Source organism: Streptomyces sp. SCSIO 30461 (assembly GCF_037023745.1).
In the GTDB taxonomy this organism is placed as follows: Bacteria; Actinomycetota; Actinomycetes; order Streptomycetales; family Streptomycetaceae; genus Streptomyces.
In genome coordinates this window covers 3,153,915-3,166,237 of record NZ_CP146101.1, presented here as the reverse complement: position 1 = coordinate 3,166,237, position 12,323 = coordinate 3,153,915, and the positions used below count along the sequence as shown (strand labels likewise).

12 protein-coding genes are annotated in these 12,323 nt (G+C 70.6%); 8 read left to right on the top strand and 4 right to left on the bottom strand.

The features are described from left to right. The first annotated feature begins 8 nt into the window (after positions 1 to 8). From V1460_RS13980 to V1460_RS13970, 3 genes are all read left to right on the top strand, one after another. Positions 9 to 3,146 carry a glycoside hydrolase family 38 C-terminal domain-containing protein gene (locus V1460_RS13980; protein WP_338674047.1) on the top strand — a complete coding sequence of 1,046 codons (3,138 nt, stop codon included), beginning with the start codon at positions 9 to 11 and terminating at the stop codon, positions 3,144 to 3,146. Positions 3,147 to 3,312: 166 nt separating this feature from the next. Continuing rightward, positions 3,313 to 3,978 (top strand): hypothetical protein, encoded by a 666-nt coding sequence (locus V1460_RS13975; protein ID WP_338674046.1) that lies wholly within the window; start codon positions 3,313 to 3,315, stop codon positions 3,976 to 3,978. Positions 3,979 to 4,070: 92 nt separating this feature from the next. Beyond that, on the top strand, positions 4,071 to 4,580 hold the full coding sequence (locus V1460_RS13970) for a mycothiol transferase (protein WP_338674045.1): 510 nt from the start codon (positions 4,071 to 4,073) through the stop codon (positions 4,578 to 4,580). A 76-nt stretch (positions 4,581 to 4,656) separates the two neighbouring features. On the opposite strand, the gene V1460_RS13965 is transcribed toward V1460_RS13970, so the two are convergent. The 3 genes from V1460_RS13965 to V1460_RS13955 form a co-directional block, all read right to left on the bottom strand. Continuing rightward, entirely contained in the window at positions 4,657 to 5,466 is an 810-nt protein-coding gene (locus tag V1460_RS13965; RefSeq protein WP_338674044.1) for an SAM-dependent methyltransferase, read from the bottom strand. A 115-nt stretch (positions 5,467 to 5,581) separates the two neighbouring features. After that, positions 5,582 to 5,818 carry a DUF397 domain-containing protein gene (locus V1460_RS13960; protein ID WP_338674043.1) on the bottom strand — a complete coding sequence of 79 codons (237 nt, stop codon included), beginning with the start codon at positions 5,816 to 5,818 and terminating at the stop codon, positions 5,582 to 5,584. Beyond that, positions 5,818 to 6,678 carry a helix-turn-helix transcriptional regulator gene (locus V1460_RS13955; RefSeq protein WP_338674042.1) on the bottom strand — a complete coding sequence of 287 codons (861 nt, stop codon included), beginning with the start codon at positions 6,676 to 6,678 and terminating at the stop codon, positions 5,818 to 5,820. The genes V1460_RS13960 and V1460_RS13955 overlap by 1 nt, the downstream gene beginning before the upstream one ends. Positions 6,679 to 7,136: 458 nt before the next feature. Between V1460_RS13955 and V1460_RS13950 the strand changes: the two genes are divergently transcribed. From V1460_RS13950 to V1460_RS13930, 5 genes are all read left to right on the top strand, one after another. Then, positions 7,137 to 7,484 (top strand): hypothetical protein, encoded by a 348-nt coding sequence (locus V1460_RS13950; protein WP_338678045.1) that lies wholly within the window; start codon positions 7,137 to 7,139, stop codon positions 7,482 to 7,484. A gap of 112 nt (positions 7,485 to 7,596) precedes the next feature. Further along, positions 7,597 to 8,418 (top strand): metallophosphoesterase, encoded by an 822-nt coding sequence (locus V1460_RS13945; protein WP_338674041.1) that lies wholly within the window; start codon positions 7,597 to 7,599, stop codon positions 8,416 to 8,418. 35 nt (positions 8,419 to 8,453) lie between these two features. Beyond that, positions 8,454 to 8,636, top strand: coding sequence for a hypothetical protein (locus V1460_RS13940; RefSeq protein WP_338674040.1), 183 nt, complete (start codon positions 8,454 to 8,456; stop codon positions 8,634 to 8,636). A gap of 10 nt (positions 8,637 to 8,646) precedes the next feature. After that, entirely contained in the window at positions 8,647 to 9,216 is a 570-nt protein-coding gene (locus tag V1460_RS13935; protein WP_338674039.1) for an NUDIX domain-containing protein, read from the top strand. A gap of 11 nt (positions 9,217 to 9,227) precedes the next feature. Continuing rightward, on the top strand, positions 9,228 to 10,895 hold the full coding sequence (locus V1460_RS13930) for a sigma-70 family RNA polymerase sigma factor (protein WP_407077453.1): 1,668 nt from the start codon (positions 9,228 to 9,230) through the stop codon (positions 10,893 to 10,895). Positions 10,896 to 10,962: 67 nt separating this feature from the next. Here the strand turns inward: V1460_RS13930 and V1460_RS13925 are convergent, their stop codons facing one another. Further along, a complete protein-coding gene (locus V1460_RS13925; RefSeq protein ID WP_338674038.1) occupies positions 10,963 to 12,168 on the bottom strand; it encodes an alpha/beta hydrolase in 1,206 nt (401 codons plus the stop codon). Positions 12,169 to 12,323: the final 155 nt, after the last annotated feature.

Genomic DNA, 12,323 nt, shown 5'->3' with positions numbered 1-12,323 from the left:
TCCGCCCGATGCACGACGAACGCGCGAGGATCGAGCAGCGCGTGGCACGCGTACTGGAGCAGCGGATCCGGCCCCTGATCCACTCGGCCGCCGTGCCGCTCACCGTCGAGTCCTGGCAGGTGCCGGACGAACCGGTGCCGTTCGAACAGGTGCGGGAGGCGGTGGGGAACGAGGAGTTCACGCCCCTCGCCATGGGCACGCCCTGGGGTCCGCCCTGGGGCACCACCTGGTTCCGGGTACGGGGCGAGGTGCCCGCCGACTGGGCGGGGCGCAGGGTGGAGGCGTGGTTCGACCTGGGCTTCGTCAGCAGCTGGCCGGGCAACCAGGCGGAGGCGCTGGTACACCTGCCGGACGGCACCCCGCTCAAGGCGGTCAACCCGCAGAACCAGTATGTCCCCGTCGGCTCGCCCGCGAGCGGTGGCGAGCGGGTCGCGTACCTCATCGAGGCCGCGTCCAACCCGGACATCCTCGCCGACCGCTTCCGCCGCCCGACCCCGATGGGCGACAAGCGCACCGCGGGCCGGGATCCGCTCTACACCTTCGCCCGCGCCGATCTCGCCGTACTCGACGAGGAGGTCTGGCACCTGTCCCTGGACACACAGGTGCTGTACGAGCTGATGCTGGAGCTCGCCGAGCACGATCCCCGGCGACACGAGATCCTGCACACCCTGGACCGGGCACTCGACCGGCTCGACCTGGACGACATCCCCGGCACCGCCGCCGCCGTCCGGGCCGTACTCGCACCCGCCCTCGCGTCACCGGCGCACGCCGGTGCGCACACCCTGTCGGCCGTCGGGCACGCACACATCGACAGCGCCTGGCTGTGGCCGATCCGCGAGACCAAACGGAAGGCGGCCAGGACCTTCGCGAACGCCACAGCCCTGGCGCTGGAGTACCCGGAGTTCGTCTTCGCCTGCTCACAGGCCCAGCAGTACGCCTGGGTACGCGAGAACCACCCGCAGGTGTGGGCACGGATCGAGGACGCGGTGAAGCGCGGCCAGTGGGCGCCGGTCGGCGGGATGTGGGTGGAGGCGGACGGCAACCTGCCCGGTGGCGAAGCCCTGGCCCGCCAGTTCGTGCACGGCAAGCGCTTCTTCCTCGACGCCTTCGGGATCGAGGCGGAAGGGGTGTGGCTGCCCGACTCCTTCGGATACACGGCCGCGTTCCCGCAGCTCGCCAGGCTGGCCGGGATGAAGTGGTTCCTCACCCAGAAGCTCTCCTGGAACCAGAGCAACAAACTGCCCCACCACACCTTCTGGTGGGAGGGCATCGACGGCTCCCGGATCTTCACCCACTTCCCGCCGGTCGACACCTACAACGCCGTCTTCTCGGGAGGTGAGTTGGCCCATGCGGTCCGCAACTACCAGGAGAAGGGCCGGGGTACGCGCTCACTCGCTCCGTTCGGACACGGCGACGGCGGAGGCGGCCCGAACCGGGACATGCTGGAGCGGGCTCGGCGGCTGGCCGATCTGGAGGGCTCGGCGAAGGTCGTGATCGAGCATCCGAACGCCTTCTTCGCTGCGGCCCAGGCTGAGTACCCGGACGCCCCGGTCTGGTCGGGCGAGCTCTATCTGGAACTGCACCGGGCCACCTACACCACCCAGGCGCGCACCAAACAGGGCAACCGCCGCAGTGAACACGCCTTGCGGGAAGCCGAACTGTGGGCAACGGCGGCGGCACTGCGGGTGCCCGGGTACACGTATCCGCACGCCGAACTCGACCGGCTGTGGAAGACGGTGCTGCTGCACCAGTTCCATGACATCCTGCCGGGCTCGTCGATCAACTGGGTGCACCGGGAGGCCGAGGCGGAGTACGCCCGGGTCGCGGCGGAGCTCGACGCGCTGACCGCGCAGGCGCTGGAGGCGGTGGGCGGGGCCGGCCCGCTGGAGGTGTGGGCCTACAACGCCGGTCCCCGGCCGCGCTCGGAGGTGGTACGCGTGCCGTCGGCGCTGGCCGGTGCGCTCGACCCCGGGCTGCCACGCCTGTCCGACGGCGCGGTCGCGGCGTTCGTGGATGTGCCCGCGTCGGGCTGCGCACCGGTGGCGGCGGGCACACGCCCCGCCCGGCCACCGGTCAGGGTGATCGGGCACCAGATCCTGGACAACGGTCTGGTGCGGGTCGAGCTGGCGGACGACGGCACCGTCTCCTCCGTCCGCGATCTGCCGGCGGACCGCGAGGTGCTCGCGCCGGGCGGCAGGGGCAATCTGCTGCGGCTGCACACGGATCTTCCCAACTACTGGGATGCCTGGGACATCGACAAGCACTATCTGGGGCAGTGGAAGGATCTGCTGGACGACCCGGTCGTCACCGTGGCCGAGAGCGATCCGCTGCTCGGCGCACTGCGGGTGGAGCGCGCGTTCGGCCGGGGCTCGCGGATCACGCAGACCGTGACCGTACGCGCCGGGAGCCGGCGGATCGACATCGCCACCGACATCGACTGGCATGAGCGGGAGAAGATCCTCAAGGCGGCATTCCCGCTCGATGTGCGGGCCGACCGAACCACCGCGGAGATCCAGTTCGGCCATGTGCACCGGCCCACGCACACCAACACCAGCTGGGAGGCGGCCCGTTTCGAGGTATCCGGACACCGCTGGGTGCACGTCGGCGAGTCCGGCTACGGTGTCGCGTTGCTCAACGACGCGACATACGGCCACGACGTATCGCGTGCGACCCGGGAAGAGGACGGTGGGACGACCACCACCGTGCGGCTCAGTCTGGTGCGTGCCCCCCGTGTTCCGGACCCGGACGCCGACCAGGGCCTGCACCGTTTCACGTACTCCCTGTTGCCGGGCGCGACGATCGAGGACGCGATCGCCGAGGGCTACGCCCTCAACCTTCCGCTCAGGATCGGCCCCGGCGGTGCGGCGGTTCCCCCCGTCGTCACCACGGACGGGCCGTCTGCCGTCATCGAGGCGGTGAAGCTCGCCGACGACGGGTCGGGGGATGTCGTGGTGCGGCTCTACGAGTCGCTGGGCGGGCGAACCGCGACCACGCTCCGCACCGGATTCCACGCGGCACGCGCGGTGGTCACCGATCTGCTGGAGCGCCCGCTGCACGAACACCCACCGCTCCCCGTCGAGGGCGACGCCGTGGCGGTGTCAATGCGCCCCTTCCAGATCCTGACACTGCGGCTGGTGCGGGACTGAGGCCAGGGGCCGACGCGTGCGCCGTGCGCCCTGCGCCGCCAGAGGCTAGGGGTGAGATCAAGGGGGTGGACAAGGGCCCTCACAGCGTGTGGCGGCCCCGCCGCACGGGCAGGCAGTGAGCGGGTACGGCGCCGAGGGGGGCCGCGTTCCGCGGAGGGGGAAGCGCATGAGCGGGCAAGTGGGCTGGATCGTGGTGATCGCTGTGCTGGCACTGCCGATCGTGCTGGGCCTGACACGCGAGGTCCGCGTTCTGCGGCGTGTCACCAGAGCGGATCGCGCGATGCGGGCACTCGCGGCCACATCCGGGTGGGAGCTGGAAGCACCCGCGGCGTCCATCCTGCGGGACAGGTACCTCTACCACTTCCCATGGGTGGTCGACGCCCCGATCGTCAGGGTGCTGAACGGTTCACACGACGGCCATGAGGTCATCGTGGGCCGTGCCCGGATACTTGAGCAGCGCCGCGGCCTGCACTGGTTCTCGGTGTCCTTCCGGCTCCCCCGCGAGTACCCGATCCTGCGCCTGGAACGGGGCTGGAGCGGGCCCAAGATGGGGATCACCGTGCCCGGCGGCGCCCTGTACGCGCCCATCGCCTCCGACGTCCACGCCATCACGGGGCCCGTGGAGTCGGCAAGGATTCCGGAAAGGCTCCTGGCGGTGGGGGCGCCTGCCGTGTCGCTCGTCGGCGACGGAATCATGTTCCTCTACCACCCGATGCCCGACGTCCCGGATCTGCCGGACCTCATCGACAGGCTGGGTACGCTGCTGCCCGATGTGCTGGCGGTGGCCGAGTTGCTGCGAAAGGACCCGGCGGCTCCCGAGGACGCGTCCTGACCCGAGGGCTGTCGCGGGGCCTCGCAGGTGTCCATGCGTCCGTCCCGTGGTGTCGGCACCGGCCGCATGCCCATTCGCGGTTCACTCGCCGCATGAACACATCGGAAGTGCTGACGGACGCCTTCGGGCGCATCCACGAAGCGGTGCACGACGCGGTCGATGGACTCACCCCGGACGGCCTTCATGACCGGCTCGACCCCGGCGCGAACAGCATCGCCTGGCTCGTGTGGCATCTCGGCCGGATCCAGGACGACCACGTCGCCGACGCCGCCGGACGGGAACAGGTGTGGCTGGCCGATGGCTGGTCCGAGCGGTTCGGACTGCCGTTTGACACGAACGAGACCGGCTACGGTCAGACGAGCAGCCAGGTCGCCCAGGTCCGGGTGGGATCCGCCGAGATGCTGCTCGGCTACTTCGACGCCGTGCACACGCGGACTCTGGAGTATGTCGGCGGTCTGAACGGCCCCGCCCTGAACCGGGTCGTGGACGAGTCGTGGGCGCCGCCCGTGACCCTCGGCGTCCGGCTGGTGAGCGTGATCGCCGACAGCCTCCAGCACGCCGGACAGGCGGCGTTCATCCGGGGTGCGCTCGTACGCCGCTGACTGCCCGAAACCACACTGCCGGGCCCGAGCCGGCGGACGGGGCCGCGCCGTCCGCCGGCTCACCCTGGTGTGGACGTCAGCCGATGCGGGCCACTCCGGCGTAGCCCGGGATCGGATCATCTCCCTGGACCTCCACGACCTCACCGAGCTGCGGCTGCCAGTCGGCGGTCAGCGAGACGCCGGGGTCGACCAGTTCGAGTCCATCGAAGAAACGGGTGAACTCCGCGCGTGAGCGCAGCCGCAGGGTGAGTCCGCGCGCCGTGTACATGGCGCGGGCCTGGGCCGCCTTCTCGGGGTCGAAGTCCCCTGTGGTGTGCGACAGCACCAGGTAGCTGCCGGGCGCGAGCCTGGCGGTCAGCCGGTCGACCAGTGCGTACGCCCCGTCTTCGTCGTCCACGAAGTGCAGCAGCGCGAGCATCGACAGGGCGATGGGCCGGGAGAAGTCGAGGACCTTCCCCGCCGCCGCCAAAATGATCTCGGGGTCGCGGGCGTCGGCCTGGATGTACTCGGTGACGCCCTCCGGGGTGCTGCGCAGCAGCGCCTCGGCGTGGGCCAGCACGATCGGGTCGTTGTCGCAGTAGACGACGCGGGACTCCGGTGCGGCCTGCTGGGCTATCTGGTGCAGATTGGGCTCGGTGGGGATGCCGGTGCCGATGTCCAGGTACTGGCGGATGCCGTTGCCGCCGAGCCAGCGCGTGGCGCGGTGCATGAAGGCGCGGTTGACCCGCGCCATCTCCCGTCCCCGCGGTTCGAGCGCGAGGAGCTGTCCGGCCATCTCCTCGTCCACCGGGTAGTTGTCCTTGCCGCCGAGGAACCAGTCGTACATCCGTGCGGGGTGCGGCTTGCTGGTGTCGATCCGTACGGCTGCGGGGTCTTGCCCGGTCATCTGGCGTCTCCAGGAGTAGCGGGACATATGACATTGAGACGAAGGGAACTGTACGCAATCGAGGGTAGGTTGAGTGAGTGCCAGTCGACGTCACGTAACATGACGAGACGTCAGGTCAAGTCAGCAGGAAGTCCGCCTGGCCGGACTTCGCCCCCTGGACGAACGCGGCGATCTCACCCGGCGTGTAGATGAGCGCGGGACCGTCCGGATCGGCGGACTGGCGCACGGCCACCCTGCCGTCGGCCAGCTTCATGGCCTCCAGGCAGTTGCCGCCGTTGCCGCCGCTCCACGGCTTGTGCCAGCCCTCCGAGCCGAGTTCCCGAGCGGGCATGCCGTTGTATATGCGATCCATCACAGCTCCTTGCGAACAGCCCTGAGGATGTCCTTCGTGCGTTGTGCGGTGGCGGCCTGCGCCGCCATGCGGTCCATGACCTCCAGGTGGGACGCCACCTCGGGACGCGCGTCGAGATAGACCGCGCCGGTCAGATACTCGCTGTAGACCATGTCAGGCAGCTCCGGCATCGCGAACCTGAACAGAACGAAGGGGCCGTAGGTGCCGGGGTGCGGCCCGGACGCGAACTCGGCCAACTGAATCGTGACGTTGGGAAGTTCGGTGGCGGCAAGGAGCCGGTCCAGTTGATCGCGCATCACTCGGGCACCGCCCACGGGTCTTCGCAGCACCGTCTCATCCATGATCACCCAGAATCTGGGCGCCTCGGGTCTGGTGAGCAGGTCCTGCCGTGCCATGCGGAGCGTGACATGCCGCTCGATGTCCTCGGCACTGGTGGTGCCGAGAGCTCCGCCGGCCATGACACCGCGGGCGTACTCGCGCGTCTGGAGCAGTCCGGGTACGAAGTGGGGTTCATAGGCCCGGATCAGGCCCGCGGCTCCCTCCAGACTGACGTACATGCTGAACCAGTTCGGCAGGACATCGTGGAAACGCTGCCACCAGCCGGGCTTGTTGGCGTCCTCGACGAGCCGGGCGAACTTCCCGGTCTCCTCCTCGCCGACCCCGTAGGCCCTCAGCAGCAGTTGTACGTACGGGATCTTCAGCGCGACCTCGGCCAGTTCCATCCGGCGGATGGTTGCGGGGGCGACATGGAGCAGCCTGGCCGCCTCCTCGCGCCTCAGCCCCGCTCGCTGCCGCAGCTCCTGGAGCCGCTTGCCGAGTACGACCTGCCCCACGGTGGGGGCGGACCGCGGCTCGCTCACGTCGACCTCCCCAGCGCCCTGTCCTCGATGCGACGAGTGTGCCATGACACTGTGTCCCAGAAACCGGCACTCTGCAATTTTCAGAGTGCCTCTTGCCAAGTGTCATCTCCCGGAGGAGAGTGGCTCGCTGAACCAGTTCACGAGGCTGCCGCGCCCTGCCCGGGGAGAGGCGTGACCGGCGGCACCGCTTTCCCCACCGTGAAGGATTGGTCGTGGCACCTGGCAACGCGCTCGGCCCGCAGCTCGCCGCCCCCCTCGCTCCGCCGACGGTCGTCCGACGCTTCGGCCGCTCCGGGTTCGAGGCTCCGGCGCCCCTCAGCGGGCACGGGTCCACCTCCCGCGAAACCCGCGAGCTCCGTGAAGCCCGCGACGCGCGCAGATCCCGCGAGTCGCGCCGAACCCGCGGCAGGCGCAGAAGCCTTGACGGGGCCGACGGCGCACGCGAGGGACGACTCGACATCCCCGCCGAACTGCCGACCTCGCTCGGCTGCGACGCGGTCGGAGTGCCCGCGCGGCACGGGCTGGGGCTGCTCACCCGCCTGCCGCACCCGGGGTGTGTGTTCTCGGACGCCGACTGGTGGTGGTGGATCGTGCCCGAGGGCTCCGACCTGGAGCTCGCCTGGCCACTCCCGTCGTACTACTCGCGTGGGGCCTGTGTGCCGACGGCGTCCGCCCGGCTGATCCACTGGCCGGATGACGCCAGCCCCTACACCCCGCCGATCCCGCTCTATCTGATGGTCTGCCAGATCACGGGAACAGCGCCCTCGTGGGCGCGCTACGAACCCAGCCGCGCGCAGGAGGCCTGAACCCGGTCCCGCCCGGCTTCACGGCAACCGGGTGACGGACAAGGACAGTTGCCCTCGCGGGTGGAAGGATCGCCGGGATGTCCCGGCAATCCGTCTACCCACGGGGGTCGCGTTGTCCCTGCTCGCCATCAGTGACCTGCATGTCAATCACCCGGAGAACCGCAAGCACGTCGACAGCCTGCACCCGGAGTCCGACGACGACTGGCTCCTGGTGGCCGGTGACGTCGCCGACCTGGTGTCGGACGTGGAGTGGGCGCTCGCGCTGCTGCGCGGGCGGTTCGCCGAGGTCGTCTGGGCGCCCGGCAACCACGAGCTGTGGACCGTTCCCGCCGACCCGGTCCAGGCCCGCGGCGTGGAACGCTACGAGCTGCTCGTGGAACTGTGCCGCGGGCTCGGCGTACACACGCCCGAGGACCCGTACCCGGTGTGGACCGGACGCGACGGACGCTCCATCGCCGTCGCACCGCTGTTCCTGCTGTACGACTACACCTTCCGCCCGGACGGCACGAGCACCCGGGACGAGGCCCTGGACCGGGCGCGTCAGGCGCATGTCGTCTGCACCGACGAGCGCTTCCTGCACCCCGACCCCTACCCCAGCCGTGACGCATGGTGCCGGGCCAGACTGGAACTGACCCGGTCGCGACTGGCGGAGATCCCACCGGAACTGCGAACCGTGCTGGTCAACCACTATCCCCTGGTACGGGAGCCGACCCTGGTGCTGCGCTATCCCGAGTTCGCGCTGTGGTGCGGTACGGAGCAGACAGCCGACTGGCACCTCGCGTACCGGGCACAGGCGATGGTGTACGGGCATCTGCACATCCCGCGCACCACCGAGCACGACGGGGTGCCATTCCATGAGGTGTCGGTGGGCTATCCCCGTGAGTGGCGACCACGGGGCGTCGGCCCGGCACAGCCGACGCGTGTGCTCGGCTGACATCGCGCCCACGACGGCACCGGCGCCGTGACGGAGTGCGCGCCGGGACTCTCGTCGGCGCCGCTCGGACGGTGCGCCGCCGTGAGGACGAGAGCACACGCCGACGACGCTCCATCGCCGGCGGCGCCGACGATGCCATCCGCGTCACAGCGGCCGCCGCCGGCTCCCCGTACGATCAGGCACCGCCGCGCCGACCGGACATGGGGCGGTACGCCTGAAAGGTTTGAGATGCCCGATTCACTCAATGGCCCCCATTCGTTCGCGGGTCCGGACGGGACACAGCGCCCCGCCCGGGCCAACCCCGCCCCCAACGGGATGACCGGGATCGGCGTGATCGCGGTGGATCAGGCCGGCCGGATCCTGCTCGGCCTCGGGCGCGACGGCCGCTGGGAACTCCCGGGCGGCAAGGTCGACCCGGGGGAGAACTTCGAGCAGGCGGGCGCGCGCGAACTGGCGGAGGAGACCGCGCTCCGGGTCCGCGCGGAGGACATCTCGGTGGTGGCACTGGTACTGGACAGCGAACGAGGCATCCCCCGGATCTCGGCCGCGGGCCTGGTCATGGACGTCAGGGGCGAGCCCCGGGTCACCGAACCGGACAAGATCACGCGGTGGCAGTGGCACGCAACCGAGGACATTCCAGGCGAACTGTTCGTACCGTCCGCCGGAGTGCTGCGGGCTTGGCGTCCCGATCTAACACTTCCGAAGGTTCATACGTATTCCTATCCGATTTCTGTTATCGGAGCGGAGGCAGGGCGTCTCCCCTGTGACGGACGAAACAGGCCCGAGCCCAGGAAGTGAGTGGACACAGCGTGAGCAGCGAACGCGAAGCCCAGATGGTCGAGGCAGCACAGGCCGGAAACCAGGAGGCGCAGGACCGGCTCGTCGCCGAGTACCTTCCGCTGGTCTACAACATCACCGGCCGTGCACTGAACGGTCACGCGGACGTGGACGACGTGGTGCAGGAGACCATGATCCGCATGCTCGGCAGCCTGGACGGGCTACGCGGCCCGGAGAGCTTCCGCAGCTGGCTGATCGCCATCACCATGAACCAGATACGCGGCCACTGGCGGGATCGCCGCTCGGAGGCGATACCCGGCGGCGACGGTCTGGGCGATGCCTACGACGTCGTCGACCCGGGGGCGGACTTCGTCGACCTCACCATTCTCCGGCTCGGGTTGTCCGGCCAGCGCCAGGAGACCGCCGAAGCCACCCGCTGGCTGGACGAGGACGATCGCGCCCTGCTGTCACTCTGGTGGCTGGAGGCCGCGGGAGAGCTGTCGCGTGCCGAGGTCGCCGACGCCATGGAGCTGACGCCCCAGCACACCGCGGTACGCGTACAGCGGATGAAGGCACAGCTTGAGGCGGCGCGCGTGGTGGTCCGCGCGCTCGAAGCCAATCCGCGCTGTGTGCTGCTCGAACCGATCGTGGCTCCCTGGGACGGCATACCCTCGGCCCTCTGGCGCAAGCGGATCGCCCGTCACGCCCGCGACTGCACGATCTGCGCGGGCCACTGGTCGAACCTGGTGCCCGCCGAGGGCCTTCTGGTGGGCCTCGCCCTGGTCCCGGTCGCGGCGGCACTCACCGGCAAGCTCACCGCACCGGGCTTCGCAGCCGCGGCCTCCACACACGCCGCCGACACGATCGCCGCGCCCCACCTGGCGAGCGCGGCCTCCCGGCACGCGGCACGGTCCCGGGCAGCCGGCCGGCGGGGCGACGGCTCGGGCACCGACTCCGCCACCTCCGCCAGGGCCCAGGCCAGGTTGGAACGCGCGAGCCGTCGGCGCCGTACCACGGTCCTCGCTACCGCAGGTGTCGCCGTACTGGTCGTCGGTGGTGGCGCGGTCAGCATGCTGAACAGCCCCGACCGGAAGGTGGCCGAGCCCGCCGCGGCCGCGGCGCCGGCCGCAAAGCCGCTCCCCTCGGCCTCCGCGAGTCCGTCCCCTTCTCCGACGCCGTCGGCCTCGGCCTCCCCGAGCCCCAAGCCGAGCCCGAGCAAGTCCTCGGCCAAACCGTCGCCGAAGCCGAGTCCTGTGAAGCCCAAGTCCCAGCCGAAGCCCGAGCCGCAGGCGCCGGACCCGGAACCGGCCACCGGGGGCAGCACCGCGGAGCAGGTCATCGCCCTGGTCAACGCCGAGCGCTCCAAGGCGGGCTGCGGGCCGGTGAGCGACAACAGCCGACTGGCGGACGCCGCCACGAACCACTCCGACGACATGGCCGCCCGCGGCTTCTTCGAGCACACCAACCCGGACGGTGAGGACCCCGGCGACCGGATCACCGACGCCGGTTACCGCTGGAGCACCTACGGCGAGAACATCGCACGCGGCCAGCAGAGCCCCGAGTCGGTGATGGACTCCTGGATGAACAGCTCAGGGCACCGAGCCAACATACTCAACTGCTCCTTCAAGGAACTGGGCGTGGGCATCCACAGCGGGTCCGGGGGTCCCTGGTGGACGCAGGCGTTCGGCTCCCAGCTCTGATCCGTGACCGTGGTCCGGTGATCCACGATCATGACGAGTCGGGCACGGCGGGACGGGCAGTCGGCGCTCAACCCTCCCCGTGCCGACCGACCCGCAGGGTGGCATCGAGCCAGTCGAACGCCCGCTGGTCGAACAGCGAGCGGTTCCATGCCTGGCAGTGCCCCTTGGCCCCGTCCTCGGCCCGGAAGCGCACCAACGTCCGGGGGCCGCCCAGCGCGTCGAGCAGCAGCTCCGCCTGGGCGGCCAGCGGGTCGTCGTCGTTCGCGACGACAAGCGTCGGGCAGGTGATCCGCCCGGCCGCACCGGAGAGCCGGTAGCGGTCCATCTCGATGACGTACGCGCCGAGCGAGTCGAGACCGTGCACCCACAACGCCCGCTGCACCAGCCGCCAGCGCATTACGGGATCGTCGGCCACGGGGGCCAGATAGGCGTCCAGGACCTCGGGGTCGATGTCGGGCAGTTGCTCCTTCAGCTCTGGCGGCAGGGGCAGCACATCGACGGGGTCGAAGAGTCCGGGGTCGGCGATCAGCGCGGCGACACGCTGGTCGCCCGACACCCCGCGCGGAGCGAGATAGCCCCCGAAGCTCCACCCCATGACGGCGATGCGTTCGGCGTCGATCTCCGGCCTGCCGCTCGCGTAGTCGATGACCGGGCGCAGCACGGTCTCCCAGTCCGGCCGCATCCGCAGTCCCTGCTGCACCAGGGCCCGCCCCTGGCCGGGGCCGTCCACGAGCAGGCAGGCATAGCCGCGGCGTACCGCGGGCAGGGCGTGGGCCCAGTACATCTCATGGATGTTGGAGTCGTAACCGTTCACCCCGACCAGCGTCGGGCGGGCGTGACCCCGGGCGCTGTCGGGAAGACAGAGGCAGCCGGGGAGCGTCGCGCCTTCGAACGGGACTTCGACCAACTCCACGGGGTGCGGCGCCAACGCGGCGTAACGGCCGAAGCAGTCGCGCTCCCTTTTGAAGGCGGCCTCGAGCCGGGGGTCGACGGGTGAGCCGAACAGCGGTTGGTAGGACATGCGGTTGTATGTGGTGGCCCGCCAGAACCCGTCAGCCGCGCTCACCCGGTGCCCTTGCGCCGCGCTCTGCTCGGCGGCGGCGGCCACCCGGGACGCAGTGGCCGACCAGGCCCGGTACCAGGAGTCCCGGTCTCCGGCGCGGATATGCCCGGCCGTCGTCACGCACTCGCCGTACTCGGCGCCGCCGCGCCCGATCAGCGTCAGCGCCCGCTCGGCGTGCATCTGGAACAGCGGGTCGTCGAAGAGGTGCATGCAGATCCTCGGATGGGAGCGAAGGCCGGGGCCGGGGCCCAGTCGATCCTTCACCGGCCGAGGACCGCATGCCCGAGGCGCGCCGTGCGCGGGGCCAACCGGGTCACACCGCGCGGCGCACGGGCCCGGCAGCACGCCGCCGGCCCGCCGACCGG

Bases quoted from the DNA above. Each gene is read 5' to 3' on its own strand.
- V1460_RS13980 (WP_338674047.1), top strand. From the start codon at position 9: ATGCACGACGAACGCGCGAGGATCGAGCAGCGCGTGGCACGCGTACTG.
- V1460_RS13975 (WP_338674046.1), top strand. From the start codon at position 3,313: ATGAGCGGGCAAGTGGGCTGGATCGTGGTGATCGCTGTGCTGGCACTG.
- V1460_RS13970 (WP_338674045.1), top strand. From the start codon at position 4,071: ATGAACACATCGGAAGTGCTGACGGACGCCTTCGGGCGCATCCACGAA.
- V1460_RS13965 (WP_338674044.1), bottom strand. From the start codon at position 5,466: ATGACCGGGCAAGACCCCGCAGCCGTACGGATCGACACCAGCAAGCCG.
- V1460_RS13960 (WP_338674043.1), bottom strand. From the start codon at position 5,818: ATGGATCGCATATACAACGGCATGCCCGCTCGGGAACTCGGCTCGGAG.
- V1460_RS13935 (WP_338674039.1), top strand. From the start codon at position 8,647: ATGCCCGATTCACTCAATGGCCCCCATTCGTTCGCGGGTCCGGACGGG.
- V1460_RS13925 (WP_338674038.1), bottom strand. From the start codon at position 12,168: ATGCACCTCTTCGACGACCCGCTGTTCCAGATGCACGCCGAGCGGGCG.